This is a genomic window from Sinorhizobium chiapasense, from assembly GCF_045277575.1.
Taxonomy (GTDB): Bacteria; Pseudomonadota; Alphaproteobacteria; order Rhizobiales; family Rhizobiaceae; genus Ensifer; species Ensifer chiapasense_A.
Window position 1 is genome coordinate 2,230,425 of the sequence record NZ_CP144206.1, and the last position, 17,839, is coordinate 2,248,263.

15 protein-coding genes and 1 pseudogene are annotated in these 17,839 nt (G+C 59.6%); 9 read left to right on the forward strand and 7 right to left on the reverse strand.

What is annotated here, in order from left to right; all coding sequences use genetic code 11:
* Positions 1–189 precede the first annotated feature (189 nt).
* The 5 genes from repA to QM996_RS29145 all read left to right on the forward strand — a co-directional run bounded on the left by repA (position 190) and on the right by QM996_RS29145 (position 6,423).
* A complete protein-coding gene (gene repA / locus QM996_RS29125; RefSeq protein ID WP_500270515.1) occupies positions 190–1,386 on the forward strand; it encodes a plasmid partitioning protein RepA in 1,197 nt (398 codons plus the stop codon).
* Between the two features lie 3 nt (positions 1,387–1,389).
* Positions 1,390–2,403: a plasmid partitioning protein RepB gene (gene repB, locus QM996_RS29130; RefSeq protein WP_334197327.1), complete on the forward strand. Its 1,014-nt coding sequence runs from the start codon at positions 1,390–1,392 to the stop codon at positions 2,401–2,403.
* Between the two features lie 156 nt (positions 2,404–2,559).
* Positions 2,560–3,855, forward strand: a complete 1,296-nt coding sequence (gene repC / locus QM996_RS29135; protein ID WP_334197328.1) for a plasmid replication protein RepC — start codon at positions 2,560–2,562, stop codon at positions 3,853–3,855.
* A gap of 600 nt (positions 3,856–4,455) precedes the next feature.
* Positions 4,456–4,986, forward strand: coding sequence for an AAA family ATPase (locus QM996_RS29140; RefSeq protein WP_500270418.1), 531 nt, complete (start codon positions 4,456–4,458; stop codon positions 4,984–4,986).
* Between the two features lie 282 nt (positions 4,987–5,268).
* The gene (locus tag QM996_RS29145) at positions 5,269–6,423 is read left to right on the forward strand and encodes an RHE_PE00001 family protein (protein WP_334197330.1); all 1,155 of its coding nucleotides are present in this window, start codon (positions 5,269–5,271) and stop codon (positions 6,421–6,423) included.
* A gap of 51 nt (positions 6,424–6,474) precedes the next feature.
* On the opposite strand, the gene QM996_RS29150 is transcribed toward QM996_RS29145, so the two are convergent.
* The 5 genes from QM996_RS29150 to QM996_RS29170 all read right to left on the reverse strand — a co-directional run bounded on the left by QM996_RS29150 (position 6,475) and on the right by QM996_RS29170 (position 11,310).
* Positions 6,475–6,690 (reverse strand): hypothetical protein, encoded by a 216-nt coding sequence (locus tag QM996_RS29150; protein WP_334197331.1) that lies wholly within the window; start codon positions 6,688–6,690, stop codon positions 6,475–6,477.
* A gap of 53 nt (positions 6,691–6,743) precedes the next feature.
* Positions 6,744–7,448, reverse strand: a complete 705-nt coding sequence (locus tag QM996_RS29155) for a helix-turn-helix domain-containing protein (RefSeq protein WP_334197332.1) — start codon at positions 7,446–7,448, stop codon at positions 6,744–6,746.
* Between the two features lie 681 nt (positions 7,449–8,129).
* Positions 8,130–9,635, reverse strand: a complete 1,506-nt coding sequence (locus QM996_RS29160) for a tripartite tricarboxylate transporter permease (RefSeq protein WP_334197333.1) — start codon at positions 9,633–9,635, stop codon at positions 8,130–8,132.
* 10 nt (positions 9,636–9,645) lie between these two features.
* Positions 9,646–10,107, reverse strand: coding sequence for a tripartite tricarboxylate transporter TctB family protein (locus QM996_RS29165; RefSeq protein ID WP_334197334.1), 462 nt, complete (start codon positions 10,105–10,107; stop codon positions 9,646–9,648).
* A 225-nt stretch (positions 10,108–10,332) separates the two neighbouring features.
* Positions 10,333–11,310, reverse strand: a complete 978-nt coding sequence (locus QM996_RS29170) for a tripartite tricarboxylate transporter substrate-binding protein (protein WP_247959271.1) — start codon at positions 11,308–11,310, stop codon at positions 10,333–10,335.
* Positions 11,311–11,924: 614 nt separating this feature from the next.
* On the opposite strand from QM996_RS29170, the gene QM996_RS29175 reads away from it, so the two are divergent.
* The 3 genes from QM996_RS29175 to serA all read left to right on the forward strand — a co-directional run bounded on the left by QM996_RS29175 (position 11,925) and on the right by serA (position 15,026).
* Positions 11,925–12,836 (forward strand): nucleotidyltransferase and HEPN domain-containing protein, encoded by a 912-nt coding sequence (locus QM996_RS29175; protein WP_334197335.1) that lies wholly within the window; start codon positions 11,925–11,927, stop codon positions 12,834–12,836.
* A 400-nt stretch (positions 12,837–13,236) separates the two neighbouring features.
* Positions 13,237–13,572, forward strand: a complete 336-nt coding sequence (locus QM996_RS29180; protein WP_334197336.1) for a hypothetical protein — start codon at positions 13,237–13,239, stop codon at positions 13,570–13,572.
* 215 nt (positions 13,573–13,787) lie between these two features.
* Positions 13,788–15,026, forward strand: coding sequence for a phosphoglycerate dehydrogenase (serA, locus tag QM996_RS29185; RefSeq protein WP_334197337.1), 1,239 nt, complete (start codon positions 13,788–13,790; stop codon positions 15,024–15,026).
* 60 nt (positions 15,027–15,086) lie between these two features.
* Here the strand turns inward: serA and QM996_RS29190 are convergent.
* Positions 15,087–16,121: pseudogene (locus tag QM996_RS29190) on the reverse strand (site-specific integrase).
* A gap of 68 nt (positions 16,122–16,189) precedes the next feature.
* Here QM996_RS29190 and QM996_RS29195 point away from each other — a divergent pair.
* Positions 16,190–16,468: a type II toxin-antitoxin system Phd/YefM family antitoxin gene (locus QM996_RS29195; RefSeq protein ID WP_053249523.1), complete on the forward strand. Its 279-nt coding sequence runs from the start codon at positions 16,190–16,192 to the stop codon at positions 16,466–16,468.
* Between the two features lie 316 nt (positions 16,469–16,784).
* Here QM996_RS29195 and QM996_RS29200 read toward each other — a convergent pair whose 3' ends face one another.
* Positions 16,785–17,822 carry an IS110 family RNA-guided transposase gene (locus QM996_RS29200; RefSeq protein WP_334197338.1) on the reverse strand — a complete coding sequence of 346 codons (1,038 nt, stop codon included), beginning with the start codon at positions 17,820–17,822 and terminating at the stop codon, positions 16,785–16,787.
* Positions 17,823–17,839 lie beyond the last annotated feature (17 nt).

The following is a 17,839-nucleotide window of genomic DNA, read 5'->3' on the forward strand; positions in this document are numbered from 1 at the left end:
CCTCGCAACATGAAAACGCCAGTTGTCCGCGGACAACTGGCCCGGGAACAGGCGTTCATTTGCCGGCAAAATAGGGCGTTGGGTATAATTCGCTAGGCATTTGTAAAACCGAACCGAATCGGAGCATAGTGCAGCTGCGCAGATTGTCGCGATATGACGATTTTTGCGCAGTTTTTGGGGAACTCAATGTTGCAACAGAAAATTCAAGGTCACGACGTACAGGAGCATCTGCCGACGCTTCTGGCTGCCGACGCTTTGGAACTGGCGCATCAGCTGCAGCAGCACCAAAAGAAGATCTTCCCTCCGCAAGCTCAAAAGGCCATGCGCCTCTTTAGTCCTGCCGAAGCCGCCGCCTTCATTGGAATCGGTGAAGGCTATCTAAGGCAGGTTGCCTCAGAGGGCCACGGGCCTGCTCCCTTGTCAAACGGTCGGCGCATGTACGCCGTTGAGGACATCGAACGCATCCGCCGCGTTCTCGATGAAGGCGGAAAATCCGGCAAATATATCCCACACCGCCGCGGCGACGAGAAGCTGCAGGTGCTCTCGGTGATGAATTTCAAGGGTGGGTCGGCGAAGACGACGACATCTGCCCACCTTGCCCAATATCTGGCGCTGCGCGGCTATCGGACGCTTGCGATCGACCTCGATCCACAGGCCTCGCTGTCCGCCCTCTTCGGCCACCAGCCGGAACTGGACGTTGGCGAAGGCGAAACGCTTTACGGCGCGATCCGCTACGACGAGCCGCGGCCGATTGCCGACATCGTGCGTTCGACCTACACCACCAACCTTCACCTCATTCCCGGCAATCTCGAGCTCATGGAATTCGAGCACGAGACTCCGAAGGCAATGATGATGGGGGGTGCTGCCGAGACCCTCTTCTTCGCGCGCATCGGCGACGTATTGTCGGAAATCGAGAGTTTCTACGATATCGTCGTCATCGATTGCCCGCCGCAGCTCGGCTTTTTGACCATGTCGGCGCTCTGCGCCGCGACATCCGTACTGATAACGGTGCATCCACAGATGCTCGACGTCATGTCGATGTCGCAGTTCCTGTCGATGACGAGCGAGTTGATGAGCGTCGTCGAGAAGGCCGGTGGTCGCACCAGTTACGACTGGATGCGCTATCTCGTCACTCGTTTCGAGCCGAATGACGGTCCACAAAGCCAGATGACCGGTTTCATGCGCGCCATTTTCGGCAATCGCATGCTGCAGAACGCGATGGTGAAATCGACGGCCATTTCCGATGCCGGCGTGACGAAGCAGACACTTTACGAAGTCGAGCGCTCGCAATTCGTCCGCGGCACCTACGATCGCGCCATGGATTCGCTGAACCAGGTCAATGGCGAGATCGAAGAACTGATCCGCCAGGTTTGGGGGAGGAAGTAGTCCATGGCCCGCAAGAATCTGATCGGAATTACCGATGACCAAGCCGAAAACGGTGCCGAAGCGGCTCTGGAACGCCTGGTCACAGCGCGACCGATCGCCGGCCTGAGCGTCGGCGCCCGGCCAACAAGCGCTGTCGGCGGCATCACCCGGTCGCTGTCGAACATCACTCAGAAAGTTGAGCGCGCCCAGGAGTTGGAGCGCCAACTTGCCGAAGGACTTGTCGTCGTCGATCTCGACCCCACGCTCATCGACGCCTCTTTCATCGTCGACCGCCTTGAGATCACTGCGGATGCACAATCCGCGCTCGCGGAGCAAATCCGCGAACACGGACAACAGGTTCCGATCCTCGTGCGGCCGCATCCTGACGCCGATGGGCGATACCAGGTTGCCTATGGCCATCGCCGGCTGGCAGCCGCTCGCGAGCTCGGTAACAAGGTTCGCGCGGTTGTCCGCGATCTCAGCGACGAACAGCTGGTCGTCTCTCAAGGGCAGGAGAACAACACTCGCACGGATCTGTCCTTCATCGAACGGGCGCTGTTTGCCACTCGGCTTGAGGATCGCGGTTTCTCCCGCGAAATCATCATGTCTTCGCTTGGTGTCGACAAGGCAGCACTGTCAAAGATGATTTCCATCATTCGTCGGCTACCGATCGTGCTGATCGAGGCTGTCGGGCCGGCACCTTCGGTCGGCCGGCGTCGTTGGTTCGAGCTCGCCGAGCTGCTGGCACAAGACGGAAAGAGCGAGGCTGCCAACGTCTTCGTGAAGGACAAACAATTCCAGGCGGCAGGAAGTGATCAGCGTTTTGATGCGCTTTGTGCCTTCCTGAACACCTCCAAGGCGCGCGCCAGAGCCATCTCGTGGGTAGCGCCCGACGATACAACCCCGGTCCGGATCCGTGAAACGGACGGCGAAACCACGCTGTCTTTCAACAGGAGACAGGCGCCGGGCTTTGCAGATTTCGTGAGGCAGAGGCTCAAATCTCTGTACCTCGAATACCAAGAGGAAACAGGAGACTAAACAGAGCAAAAGAAAAAGGCTTCCGAACGACTAGCGCTGCGGAAACCCTTCTCTCGTGTAGCAACTAGAGAATCCCATTTCCGCGAATCGGTGTCAAGAGTTTTCAACGTCGTTTCGGCGAACGGATTTCTTTTGCCTTGAAAAAGGTGAAGACGAATGGATTGTGGGATTGTCACGACGCCCTTTGGGCGGCGGGCGATGTCGCTTGGAATGTTGGCACATCAACTTTCCAGCGCTTCGGCCGTCGACGAAGGCAAAGTCGACAAATGGAAATTGTTTCGAACGGTCTGCGCTGCCAAGTCGAGCCTTGGGGTTTCCGATCGTTCTCTTGCCGTCTTGAACGCCTTGCTGTCGTTCTACCCGAAGACGGAACTTGCGGCGGCCGAAGGCCTCGTCGTCTTTCCGTCCAACGCTCAGCTTTCCCTGAGAACGCACGGCATGGCCGAGACGACGCTCAGGCGCCATCTCGCCACCCTGATCGAGGCCGGCCTTATTCTCCGGCGCGACAGCCCCAACGGCAAACGCTACGCTCGGCGCGACCGTCAAGGCGCAATCGGCCAGGCATTCGGATTCGACCTTGCTCCGTTGCTCGCACGTATGGCCGAGTTCGAAGCTGAGGCTGCGCGTCTCGAGGCTGATCGGCGGTATCTTCAGGTGATGCGTGAACGCGTGAGCCTCAGCCGCCGCGACGTTGCGAAGCTGGTCGATCTGCTGCGCTCCTCTGACCTCGCCTATGCAGAGCAGGCGGAGACCCGCTGCCAGGCCATCTATATGTCTCTCTCTCGCAAGCCCTCCATCGCTGAAATCGAACGCGTCCTTACCGTTCTTGCCCAACTGCAGGACGAACTCACTAATCGTCTGGAAAACCTACTGAAAACACAAAATACGGCTGCCAATGAACGCCAAAATGAGCGGCACATACAGAATTCAGAATCCGATTATCTTTCTGAATCTGAACCGTCTGATGAAAGACTTGGGGTGACATTGTCGCGCAAGCCTTCAGCAGAAGTGCCGGAACTCAGCCACGATATGGGTAAATCCGCAAAGATCGAAACATCGGCGGTGCAAAAGCCCCATCAGCATCGCGGGGAAACCTCTCCCCTGAACCGGACAGTACCCCTGCCGCTCGTTTTGAAAGCCTGCCCGCAGATCCGTGACTACGGCCCATCCGGCCGTATAGACAATTGGCGCGATCTTCTGACGGCCGCGACTGTGGTTAAAAACATGCTTGCGATCAGCCCTGATGCCTACGACGAAGCCTGCGCTACACTCGGGCCAGAAACGACCGCCACCGTGCTTGCCTGCCTTCTCGAACGGGCCGAGCACATTCGCTCAGTGGGCGCCTATCTGCGGGATCTGACGCGTCGGGCGAAGACCCAGTCGTTTGCTGTCTCCGCAATGTTGGCGGCACGCCTACGCGCCCAGACGTCGGTTGCTGCTATGGATGGATGATTGCCGCGCTCGGAACGGAAACCGATCGTCTGGTAGCCGGTGCTCCCTCGATAATCGGCGGTACGATCTTGTGTAAGGCGAGCAAATGCAGGAAACTGGCATGAAGGGATTCGTTGATCTCTTTGGGATATTCTAATGCTCGGTATTCAAATTTGGGTCCCGCCATCTCCAAGAAAAGATTGATGTTTTCATCTGTTACGGAAGGAAATCGGCTGATTTCTTCCGTCGCTCGGACGACCATGCGGTAGGCCCTATTGGACGCTTGCGGAGGTGAGAGCGGCTGGCTCTCAGCGAAGCGGGGTGGCCGAGCGTAAGATCAGTTCTATTGCCTAAGGTTTCGCACGCTCGTCGGGGCGGCGAACGGGGCAGAGGGTCTGGCTTTGTGCTGAAGGCGGCTCTTATGTTGACAGCTGTCAACCGCATGAGGCGATGGGTTTTATTCTGAGCCAAACGGATAGGACCGAAGTCCCGCCAGCAACGCACTTGTCCGCAACCCAACTTGCCCCCCTGCCCCTCCTCGTAGCGAAACGTGCATACCATCAACACCGAGAGCTTCCGATAATAGCGTCGAAGCGCGAACCAACCGAGGACCTTCAGCCTATGTCACATGTCATCGTTATCAACGGACCGGCAGGAGTCGGGAAGACAACGGTGAGCCGGATTCTGGCAAGGCGCCATCCCGGTGCGATCAACATCGCCGGCGACGCTTTGCGTCACTTTGCGCCTGAAGACGTTCGACATTCCTTGGGGCCTGGTTCTACCTACAGGGCCGGCGCGGCGCTCACCACTGCCTATCTGGCAATGGGAGCTACCAAGGTTCTCTTCGAATACGTCTTCGACGACGCGAAAAAGCTTGATCTGTTCTGCAGCGGATTACCCGATAAGATCCCCGTCTCTGTTTTCACGCTTTGGGCACCGATCGATCGAGTCATTGATCGGGAAGCAAACCGCGTTGAGCGCGAGCGATTGGGGGATCTGGTGTTGCGGACATACCAGGCGATCGAACGAAACCTGCGCCTGCTTGGGCAGGTCATTCCAAATACAGAGACGCCGGAACTGACAGCTCAGACGATCAGCGAAGCAATTGCCAATCCTGCAAATATCTGGCCGCGTCCGGCCCGGGGAAACTAACCTGTCAGATGCTCCATCATTCAGGCCCGCCTGATGTGTTCGTGGCGCGCCTCACTCGTGAGGACATGCGTTGACAGCTGTCAACAATCGATACGCATCGAATTCTCAGGCTTATGAACTCAGCCGCGAAGATTTGCCCTGCCGAGTTTCTCGGATACCATTCCTTTCACCGTCACCTTTGGCTATGCCGCGTTTGGACGACCTTACCCGAAGGCGTCGCGTCTGTGACGGAAATGATTATCATGTTACGTTCCGTTTCGACGGCAACATCCTTAGTTTGAAATGCGATACCAGATCCCCGATCCATATCATCCGGCGCTACTTCCACTCCTGATTTCGGCGGAAGACGCCTTGGCACGACTGGACGAACGTGCAAACCGTCATGTGGTCGAAGACGGCTTTCGTGAACGTGGTCACTTCTTCGACGCAGCGGCAGCGCTTTGGGTGGCCGGCGAACTCGTCCATGTCGAAGACCTGGTGTTGCACGATGCCCATATGGATGCGCGTGCTCCCACGCATGAGCTGACGATAGCGCATTCGATTCTTCGGGCGCGGCGGCGTATCTGGCTGGCCGAGCCGGCCTGGGCGCTGTCGCTGCCGGGCCTGGCTACCCTTCGAGGCGAACAGGGGAACGTCCCCAACGCAGGCGATGGGCTCGCAGCCGCGCGGCCGGAGCCGCCATCGACTTCCGATGATAGCGCTCAGCTTCAGGAGGAAGAGGGGGCAAATCCCATGGCCGCCGAATTTGCGGCCATCGATGCGGCCATCGCCCGTTCGCAGCAACTGCTCGAGGCGCACGACAAGGACACCCTTGAAATCGCCGAACGGGCGGCCCGTGTGACCACACAGGAGCCTGTGGGGCAGTTGGGCTTGCTCTTTGACGACGAATGGGACGAGGATGCACGAATTGACGAATGGCGCCATGCGGTCGCGAGCGCGGATCAGCTACCGGCCACTCTCGGCGCTACGCTTCTCTTCGACGCCTGGGAACGGATCGAGCCGCTGCGTCGCCAACACTGGTTGGGCTCGCTGCTCGTTAGCGCCTATCTGAGATCGCGCGGCAAGGTTACCTCGCATCTTCTCACCTTCAACACCGGGCAGAAGGCGGTTCGTCATGAGCGGCGGCGCGCGCAGGATCCGGTGACACGGTGGAGCGCATTCCTCGAAGTGATGACGGCAACCGCAGATCTCGGTCTGAAAGAGCTCGATCGACTGTCACTCGCCAAGACACAGATGGAGATGCGTATCCGCGATCGCCGTTCCAACAGCAGCCTGCCCGCGTTGATCGAGCTTGTCCTGTCCCGTCCGATCGTTTCTGCTGCGCTGGTCGCCCAGCATGCCGGGGTGACGCCTCGCGGTGCGTTGAACCTCATACGAGAACTCGGCATCCGTGAAATGACCGGCCGCGGACGCTACCGCGGCTGGGGCGTGCTTTAGCCTCAGGGTGTCGCTCGCGTGGCCATGGGGCATTGCTGAGGTGCCACGATGTCAGCCCATGGTGATCAGGATCAACACCACGAAGACCGCGGGCACGAGAACCAGCGCCGGAATGATAATCGCCGGGTAGCCGAAGGCGACGATCGCGAGCAACCATATCAATGCGCAGTTGATCAGAAACAGGACTTTTGCCGTCTGCGATCCCTGCACTGCTTCCTTCAGCATCCAGCCAAATACCGGCACGTTGTAAACTAATCTTGCAATCATTCTTCTTCCTTTCCTGGGGGCAGTCGGGGTGGGGGTGGACCGTTGAGAGGTGTTCAGGTCCGGGGACGTCCGCTTCCTGCCAACCGCTGGCGCGTAAAGCCGGCAGCAGCTTCGAGGCGTTCCGGGTCGAGCAGACGCATGGTTTTCGGATGGCTGAAATCGATCAGCCCTTCCCGTTTGAAGCGATTGAGACAGCGACTGACAGTCTCGACCGTGAGGCCGAGCCAGTCGGCAAGGTCTGCCCGCGTGAGGTGCAGGCGAAAGCCCAGTCGGGCAGGATCGCCTTCGCGACCGCTGTGACTGAAGATGCGCGACAGTTCGACCAATGCACTGGCCACCTTCTCGCTTGCGGTCTTGCGACCAAGCAGGATGGCATGTGCCTGCATTCGATGCAGTGTCATCTTCAACTCGCTGGCGATCACCGAATTGTTCGCGAGAAGTTCGGCATCTCCCAGGGCTTCGATGCGCGCGATGCTCAGCGTCTCGGCCGTGGCAATGTTGCGTCCATCGACGGTGAAGCCGAAGAGCCGACTCGGGCCGAGCACATCCGTGATCTGTCTGCGCCCGTCGTCGAGCAGTTGAGAGAGAACGATGCAACCGTCGAGCACGCGAAAGAGCGAGCGGTTGCGGCCACCCTCAAAAAGCAGCGTGAAGTTTTCACCGACCACACGGCTGCGGGCGGGCAAACGCGCCGGCCTCGTCAAGGACGCAAGGGGATGAGCCGCCGCAGAGGCGGCAGCGGATTGGGGCTCGGGCATGGGAGATGATGTCCGCATTGCGGATGCAAGGAGGCATGGGGCCCTGTTGCCATCCGACATCGAAGAAGGAGGAGCGTTGACAGCTGTCAACGCAGTTTCAAAGCCGGGTGACGACTTCGGGTGGTCCACGCGGGCTGGAGTTCGGAAAATGAACCTGGTTCGCTGGCGGCGCGGCGGTCACCGTAACGGCGGGCGAGAGGCTTCCTTGCAGGCGCTCCCCGACAGAGTCCCTTCGCGGCGCTAACAAAGCCCAAAAGAACCGGCAGGCGCTGCAGACATGTTTGGGGGCCGGCTTTTCCTTCCAACTCTCATCACTGCCGGTTTGGCAGAAGTCCGGCAACGAGCCGTCAGGAAGGGTGTAGCGCGCACGTTCGACCGCGGGCAGCGGAGTGGCGAGGGCCGGGCCGAGATGAGCGAAACCGAGCAGGCAAAGGGCCATGGCGCACAGGATGCGCAAGGCTCTGTCCCATCTTGATTTCGTGCGACATGTCATCGCTCAGGCTCGTCCTCGCGTCTATTCGATGAGACAGAAATAGGCGAGGGGATTGACAAAGCTCAATGTGGCAAACTGCGCAGGGGCAGAATGCCGCATGGCAGCAAAATACCGCGCCACCGAGTGGAGGCGCGGCATATTAAGTCATTGATTAATATTGATAATGCTGTGAAAACGGCTGGCAGAGATTAGTCCTCTTCGACAAAAACCTCCTGGCGCTTGGCCTTTACGCTCGGAAGGAACACGACGACAAGCACGAGCGCTGCGATCAGCAGCAGGATGGCGCTGATCGGGCGGGTCACGAAGGTCGTGGGATCACCGCGCGACAGGATCATGGCGCGGCGAAGGTTCTCCTCGAGCAGCGGTCCGAGCACGAAGCCGAGCAACAGCGGTGCCGGCTCGCAGCGCAGCTTCAACAAAAGGTAGCCGACCAGACCGAAGAAGGCGACGGCATAGAGGTCGTAGACGTTGGAGTTGACGCTGTAGACCCCGATCGAGCAGAACGCCATGATGATCGGGAACAGGACGTAATAGGGGATCTTGAGTAGCTTCACCCAAAGCCCGATCAACGGCAGGTTCAGGACCACCAGCATCAGATTGCCGATCCACATCGAGGCGATGATACCCCAGAACAGTGCGGGCTGCTCGATGGCGACGTTCGGGCCGGGCACGATACCCTGGATGATCATCGCGCCGATCATCAGCGCCATGACCGGGTTGGCGGGAATACCGAGGGTCAGGAGCGGGATGAACGAGGTCTGCGCGCCGGCATTGTTGGCGCTTTCCGGACCGGCGACACCGGCGATGGCCCCATGCCCGAATTCCTCGGGTCGGTCCGAGACGCGCTTTTCCACCGTATAGGAGGCGAAGGCCGCAAGGATCGCGCCGCCGCCGGGCAGAATGCCGAGCGCCGAGCCGATAATCGTGCCACGCACGACTGGTGCAAACATGCGCTTGAAATCATCCCGCGTCGGCATCAGGTCCGTCACCTTGGCCATCAGCACTTCACGGGTACGTTCATTCTCCAGGTTGCGCAGGATCTCGGCAATGCCGAAGACACCAACGGCAAGCGCCACGAAATTCAGGCCATCGGCGTATTCTCGGATGCCGAGGGTGAAGCGCGGCGTGCCGGAATAGATATCGGTACCGACCAGCCCGAGCAGCAGGCCGAGCGCCACCATCGCCAAGGCCTTGACGATCGACCCGTGGGCAAGCGCGATCGAGGAAACGAGGCCGACGATCATTAGCGAGAAATACTCGGCAGCGCCGAATTGCAGCGCGATCTCGGTTAGCGGCGGCGCGAAGACCGCAACGAGGAAGGTCGAAACGGTGCCGGCGAAGAACGAGCCGAGAGCGGCAATTGCAAGCGCTGCGCCGGCGCGCCCCTTGCGGGCCATCTGGTAGCCGTCGATAGCCGTGACTGCCGAGGAGGATTCACCGGGCATGTTGATCAGGATGGCGGTGGTCGAGCCGCCATATTGGGCGCCGTAATAGATGCCGGCGAGCATGATCAGCGACGAGACCGGCTCGAGCTGGAAAGTGATCGGCAACAGCATGGCGATGGTCGCCGTGGCCCCGATGCCGGGAAGTACGCCAATCAAGGTGCCGAGCAAAACGCCAATCAGGCAGAAGAGCAGGTTGGCAGGGGAGGCGGCGGTTGCGAAGCCGAGCGCAAGATTGCTGAAGAGTTCCATCGCGCGTCTCCTAGAACTGAACCCAGGGGCCGAAGCGCTGGAAGGGCAGGCCGAGGCCATAGCTGAACACCGCCACGGAGAAGGCCGTCAGCGCCAGGGAAAGCGCCAGTGCCATGAGCGGCTTCATCCGGCCCGAAGCGAAGCAGGCGATCAACGCCGTGAAGAACAGCGCCGGCACGAAGCCGAGGCCCCGAACTGTCAGGCCGAAGAAGATGGGGGCCGGCAGGATGAAGGCCATGCCGCGCAGCGCGATCGGACCCATGGGCTCGCCTTGGACGCGGGTGGACTGCACGAGGATGACGATGCCGAGCAGCGTCAGAATAACCGCGAGCATCAGCGGGAAATAGCCGGGACCCATGCGGAATGCGGTGCCAAGCTCGAGGTTGAACGCCTGCCAGGCGAAGAATAGCCCGACCGCCGTTAATATCCCGCCGCAGAGCGCATTGGTGGTGTCGAAGGAGAGTGATTTCATCGTGTCCCCATTTGTTCTAGCGGGGCAGCCGGCCGAGGCTTTTCTTGCGGCCTCCCGCATTGGCATTGCCGGCGTAATGCCGGGTTCGCGCATTGGGTGGCGGAAGGTTGACAGCTGTCAACGGCAGTTGACGGCGTTAACCCTCTCCGGGCATCGTCGCGGCATCCCAATGTCAGAAGTGCCGCGCTTCCGGACGAGCCGGAGCGCGACGCGACGAGCGGCGGGTCAGTCGGCGTATTGGCCGGCTGCTTCGATCACCGGCTTCCAGCGGGCGATTTCGCTCTCAAGCTTCGCCTTCAGCGCGGCCGGGGTCGCATCAGCGTCCGACGAGGGTTCTGTGCCGAGCTCGCCGAAGCGGGCGACAACGTTCGGATCCTTGAGCGCGACCTGCAGCGACTTCGACAGGCGTTCAGTCACTTCCGCGGGCGTGCCCTTCGGGGCGTAGATGCCGTGCCAGATGCCGACCTGAAGGTTCGGCAGGCCGGCTTCCGTCGTCGTCGGCAGATCGGGGAAGACCTTGAGGCGCTGCGGTGAGGTGACCGCATAGGCCTTGATCGTGCCGCCCTGGATCTGCTTTGTGGTGTTGGTCGTCTGGTCGCACATGATGTCGACCTGACCGCCGAGAAGATCGGTCATCGCCGGGCCTGTTCCCTTGTAAGGCACGGTGGTCAGCTGTGTCTCGATTGCGCTCATGAACATCATGCCGCAAAGATGCGAAGCAGCACCGATACCGGCATTGGCTACGGTCACCGTGTCCTTGTTCGCCTTGACGTAGTCAACGAGGCCCTTGAGGTCGGTCGGCTCGAGATCCTTGCGCGCGACGATGGTCATCGGCACTTCGGTGACGAGGCCGACATACTCAAAGGAATTCAGTGTGTCGTAGGCGAGCTTGCGGTAGAGCGTGGCGCTGGTTGCCATGCCGATATGGTGCAGCAGCACCGTATAGCCATCGGGATCGGCTTGCGCGACGCGCCCGGCGCCGAGTGTGCCGCCAGCGCCGCCGACGTTCTCGACGATGATCTGCTGGCCGAGATCCTTGGACATGGATTCGGCCACGAGACGCGCGACGGTATCCGTCGGGCCGCCGGCAGAGAAGGGCACGACCATGGTGATCGAGCGTTCGGGGTAGGTCTGCGCGTTGGCGGAAACGGCGAAAAGCGAAAGGGCGGCAACAGCGCCCAGCAGGGCATTCAGGGTCTTCATCTCTTCCTCCCGGATGAAATATCGGCCAGCCGGCAAGGTTTCCTCCCGCGCCGGTTCTGGGTGCCCCCATTTGCGAACGCAATCATAGCACAGACAACGGTTTAGCCGGGCGAGGGAATGCATTTGTCGGGCTTTGGCTTTGATTTGGGTGGATTTGGAAACATACGGCGGATCGCATGGGTGGATTTCCACCCATTACAGGCATGGCTTTTTCTTCCCCATGTCAATTGAGGCTCTAAGCGGGGAGTTTTGACGTAACGGCTTCACGTCGAGGAGGGGAGGACACACCCTTGGTCTCCAAATGATAACCTACTAGCAGCGCCCTCTGGTGACTTCAATGTCGGCGCCCGGGCCGAATTTACTCGTTGGCGCAGGTCTAAGGCGGGATAAAGGAGATCTTAGGTGACGTCTTTTGCGATCGTTGATCCTGCCGTTGGGTGTCCCAGGCCTGTGGTTCGGAGAGGAAGGGCTCTATCCCCGTGCGAACGATCGGATCGGATCGCCGACCTCGCCGGATGCAAGCGACGCAGGATCCATAGACGTGCGTCAGAGGCGCCGGCTTACTCATAATTCCAGTAGTAGACGAGGAGTCGTCTTTATCCTATCGGTTGAGTATGAAAACGAGCCTCGAACACCTTCCGGAAAAGAAGCAGCGCGAGCTTGCCCGCGTTGTGGAAATCATCCACGAGGAGTTTGCCGATGCGCTCGAGGGTGGCTCGGCCGACTTCAAGAAGCGCGGGCGGATCCTGAAGATCATCCTCTTCGGCTCCTACGCCCGCGGCACCTTTGTTGACGAACCGCATACGATGAAGGGCTATCGCTCCGATTACGACATCCTCGTCATCGTCAACTCGAAGAAGCTCGCAGAACCGCAATACTGGGACAAGGCGACCGACCGTCTGATGTGGGACAAGGGCGTCTCGACGCCGGTGGGGCTGATCGCCCATGGCGCCCGGGAGGTGAACAACTTCCTTGCGGACGGACAATATTTCTTCGTCGATATTCTGCGCGAGGGCATCGTGCTCTACGAACTCGACGACCGGCCACTGGCCGAGCCGAAACGGCTCTCGCTTACTGACGCGCTTCGGGTGGCTAGGGAGCATTCCGAAAGACAGGATGAAAATGCGAAGCGCTTCCTCGACTTGGCGCGCGTCGCAATATCCAATCGTTGGGCAAATCATGCCGCCTTTTTATTACATCAGGCAGTCGAGACCGCCTATTCTCGCCTACTCCTGACGCTCACCAACTACAGCCCGCCGTCGCACAACCTCAAATTTCTTCGTGGTCTCGCCGAGGATCGTGATCGGCGGCTGGTCGAGGCCTGGCCGCGCGATCAGCACCGCTTCAGCGCCTGGTACAACGTTCTCAACGAAGCTTATGTGAAGGCACGCTACTCCAAGCACTTCGAGATCACCGAGGAAGGGCTCAGCTGGCTTCTCGAGCGGACCGAGCATCTCCTTCGCCTCGTCGAGACGATCTGTCAGGAGCGGCTGACCGAGCTGGCTCGGGCAGCGGACGCCACCTAACTGCTTGCTTCGCTTGCGCAAGTCCGCCCTTCATGAAGCCTCGGATGAAGTGCCCGACCGTATCTTCACCCGCCGCGGCTAGAGATACGGGCACCTTTCGGTGCTCTCAACTTCAGTAACGTTCTTGGATGAGGCAATGCGCCCCTTTGTCGAATTGAAGAACTGACCCCCTCGGGCAAGTTGGTCACCTTAAACCACATCACTATCGATCCTTGAATACTATCTGCGGGATCTGACGGCAAAGGCACGAAGAGGGGAGTTTTCGCTCGGGCCGATGCTGATGGCGCAAATGCGGGCGAACCCTGGTGGTAGGAAAGCCGGATAGTACTGTCGCGAAGCGACTGTTAAGCTATGCCAATCTTACAGATCAAGGCCCGAGGAAATTCCGGAAGGAGGGATCGTGGAAATCAGCGCCAGCGACCGCGAACTTATCACGGTGATGCGACAGTATTTTGCGGCGAAGAGCGAGCTGGAGGGCTTGAAAGAACACTTGGAGGCGGCACGACAGGCAGCCGGAGAGGCGGTCGGGGTGTTCTACGATCCTCGCCAGAACGTCGAGCACGCCGCTGACTTGGAACGTTCGCATCGCTTGAGGGGAGAGATGGCGTCGTTGATGAAGCGCGCTGAAGCCTGGGGGAGGACAGCATCGACCGATGACCGACACGATAGGTCGCAGGCGGAACCGGAAGACTGGCAGTCGTTTGAGAAGCGAGCCGATTCATTCTTCGGCTCGTAGTCACGATTAGATGATCAGCCGCGCGGCTCGTCGGAGGGCCGGCGAAGCCGAGGTCATCCTGTCTTGCCAACCTTTGGGTAGCAAGCATGGAAACCGCGGTACCTTGATATCTGTTCGCGGGATCAAGGTGTTGATATTAAATTAGCCTGTCCGGCCGCTTAAACCGTCATAGGCGCCGAAGCCACATCGGCCTTTCGGAAATCGGAGCAACATTTATGAGCCGCCAACTTTCTCTCCCACGCGATCGAATTTCCGTGCTTCTGCTGGAAGGCATTAGCCAGACCGCGGTGGACTACTTTTCGTCGTCCGGCTACACCAGCCTCATTCATTTGCCGAAGGCGCTCGACGACAACGATCTTAGGCGCCACATCGCCGACGCTCATATCATCGGCATTCGTTCCCGCACGCAGCTGACGGACGAGATCTTCGAATCCGCCAAGAAACTAATCGCAGTTGGCTGTTTTTCCGTGGGTACGAACCAAGTCGATCTGGATGCGGCGCGGCGGCGCGGCATTCCGGTGTTCAATGCACCGTATTCAAATACGCGATCGGTGGCCGAGCTTGTGATCGGCGAGATTATCATGCTGACACGGCAGATCTTTCCGCGCTCGGCTTCCGCGCATCAAGGCGGGTGGGAGAAGTCCGCTGTCGGCAGCCGGGAGGTCCGCGGCAAAACGCTCGGCATTGTCGGCTACGGCAATATCGGATCGCAGCTCAGCGCGCTTGCCGAAAGCATGGGCATGGTCGTGCGCTACTTCGATCTTTCCGATCGGCTGCGCCGGGGCAATTCGGAGTCGATGGCTTCGCTCGGCGACCTTCTCGAAATTTCTGACTACGTGACAATGCACGTTCCCGAAACACCCTCGACTCATAACATGATCACCGAGACCGAATTGCGCCGCATGAAGAAGGGCGCCATCTTCATCAATAATTCTCGCGGCACGGTGGTGGATCTCGATGCGCTTGCGAGAGTCCTGAAAGACGGCCATCTAGCGGGTGCCGCCGTGGACGTCTTCCCCAAGGAGCCGGCATCGAACAACGAGCGTTTTGAGACGCCGTTGCAAGGCTTGGACAATGTCATCCTGACGCCGCATATCGGCGGCTCTACTGAGGAAGCCCAAGAGCGCATCGGCGGGGAGGTTTCAAGGAAGCTGGTCGAGTATTCCGACATCGGCTCAACGATGGGCGCCGTTAACTTTCCGCAGGTACAGCTGCCCGAGCGCCCGAACGGCACGCGTTTTATTCACGTGCATGAAAACCGCCCCGGTATGCTCATCCAACTCAACGAGATCTTCTCGTCGCGCGGGCTAAACATCATGGCTGAGTTCCTTCAGACGCATGGCGACACGGGCTATGTGGTGGTCGAGGCCGAAGGAATTTCCGCAAATGCCGAGGAGATTCTTCAGGCCCTACGCGAAATTCCTGGAACGATACGAACGCGATTACTCTACTGACAGCTGACCGGAGCTCAGCGCACCAGCGAATGATCACCTTTGGTTTGGCTCGCGGGGGCGCTAGGTAACCAACCGCGCCGCCCGTCCCTGTTTACGCTCGGCGTCGTTGTAGTAGCGTGCTGCCTGCGTCACGGATTTGTGCAGCGACTGCTGCATCGCTTCCGGCAGCGGATGCCGCGTTTGGCGGCCTTGGTGAGATAGCCTGACCGCAGTCCATGCGCCGAAAACACGGTCGGGTCGAGCCCAGCCTGCTTGCAGCGGCCTTTCAGGATCAGGTTGACCGACTGTGGCGTCAGCGCACGGCGATCGATGTTCCCCCATTGGTCGATGCGCCGGAATACTGGTCCTTCGTTGATGTTGGCCTGCTCCAGCCAGCCTTTCAACGCCGTCACCGGTCGGCCGATCAGCAGCACATGTTCGCCATCATCGCTCGTGGTCGTCTTCGTGCGGCCGATGCGGATCGAAAGGCAGGGGAGGGGAGCCAGAATTCGCCGGATCGGCCTGCACGGGGTCTTCGTCGGTCAGATCCTCGACACGCAAGGCCGCCACCTCCGATCGGCGGCGCCCGCCGGAGGCGAAGGCGATCAACAGCAGTGCGCGATCGCGCACGTCCACCAGGCTTTCGCCGGTGCAAGCCAGCAGCAATTGCGCCAGAACGTCGGCCGTGACCGCCTTTTTGCTCTTGCGCTGCCGCGGCCGAGCGCTGGCGCGAACGGCAAGTCGCAGCGCGGATTTCAGCGACGGCGCGGCAAAAGCGCCGGTCAGTCCGCTGTGGGCGGGATTCTCACTGCGCTTGGCCGGATCCCAGAGATGATGGGCAACAAATTTCAAGAGCAGGCTTTCCGGCGCCGGCCAGGGGAGAGGGTCACCGGTCGCCAGCTGGCACCAGGCCTCGAGATAGCTGAGGTCGGAGGCCAGCGCCTTGAGCGTATTCTCGCCCATGCCTTCGCCGGCGAGATGTTTCAGCGTTGCGACGTCGTCGTCGGTCAGCAGCGCCGCAAGCTGGTCGCGCCGATTGAACGGCAGGACCGCATCGAGGGCGTCGAGCTCTTCTGAGCGTTTCAGGACGGCATCCGTTGCTTTCTTTCTGGCCATCTTGCTGACGTTGGCATCTTGTAAATTTCCGTAAAGTACGTATTTTACGGAAAAAATGGAGGTGCATGATGACATCCACCGTCACCGCCGCTGCGGTCTCCAAGAATTTCGGAGCCTACCAGGACGCAGCCGTGCGCGAGCCGTTGATTATCACCAAGAACGGCCGACCGCGCACGGTTCTGATCGCCTATGAGGACTATCTTCGCCTGATGCGGCGCGAGCGACGAGTCGAGCTGACGAGCGCGTTGGATGCGGACGAGCTCGCTGCAGTCGAAAAATCCACGATGGATCCTGGACTTGATCATCTCAATGCCGAATTGACGAAGGACAAGAATGCTGCCGACTGAGCCGAAGGTCGGCTGGGTCTTCCGCTATTCCTTATGTGGACGGCCCCCTGCTCGCAAGATATTCTGAGACGATTTTGATCCGATCGCTTGCGCCCATATGTCCGGCCTGTTGTTGCGCTCACATAAACGCTGGCCAAGATGGTTTCCGCAACGCGAGTTCCAAACATCTCTGCGACCTTGTAAAAGGCCAAGGGATAAGACGGATTGTCTCACGTCTCGGATCGATCGATCAGACCATCTGCTCCTATCTTGCAAGTTCGGGAATCAGCAACTCAACGCGGATTGTAAGTTAGAACTTCTCGTGTCGAGCGGATCATCATGTCGCGTCAGCCACCAGAGCGGACGCATATTTTGCGTTGTACCTTTCTCCGGATACCATGATCTTCCAGGCGATACGCGCCATCTTGTTGGCAAGTGCGACCGCTGCGAGTTTCGACGGCTTGCGCTTGAGCAGTTCGGCCAGCCACGAAGAGGCCTTACCGTGTCGTCGAGCATGTTGAATGACAGCCGTTGCCCCGGCCACCAGCACCGCTCGCAATGCCTCATCGCCTGCCCGCGTGATGCATCCGAGTCGCAGCTTTCCGCCGGTCGAGTGATCCTTTGGTGTCAGCCCAATCCACGCCGCGAATTGGCGGCCGGATCGGAATAGCTCTGGCGCCGGTGTCTTCATGATCAGAAGCGCCGCGCCGATCGGGCCGATGCCGGGAATAGTATTGAGACATTGGCAGCGTTCGTCGGCTCGCTGCCATGCCATGAGCCTGGCATCCACGTCCGCAATCTTTTCTTCCAGCTGGGCGTATTCCTCCGCCTGACTCGCGAACAATTCCCGTGCCAGCTTCGGCACGGTCTCGTCGGACTGTATCCGTTCAAGCAGCAAGGGAATATGCGCCAGCCCCTTGGCGACGGAAATGCCGAATTCAGTGGCGTAACCTCGCATTGCATTGGCGAGTTGGGTGCGGTTGCGGATCAAGCGATCCCGGACGCCGACCAACATGGTGGCGGCTTGCTCATCGGCTGCCTTGACCGGCACGAACCGCATCGTTGGGCGGCTCATCGCCTCGCATAATGCCTCAGCGTCGGCAGCGTCATTCTTGCTCCGTTTCACGTAAGGCTTCACGAGCTGCGGCGCGATCAACTTCACCTCATGCCCGAGCGAGGTCAGCAGCCGAGCCCAGTGATGGGAGCCGCCACAGGCTTCGATGGCGATCACGGTTGGCGGACAGATCCTGAAGAAGTCGATCATTTCCTTGCGGCGCATCTTCTTGCGCAAGACCGGTTTCTCAGCCGCGTCCACGCCGTGGAGCTGAAAAACATGCTTTGACGTGTCCATGCCGATGCGAATAATCTTGTCCATGGGCGGCTCTCTTTGTT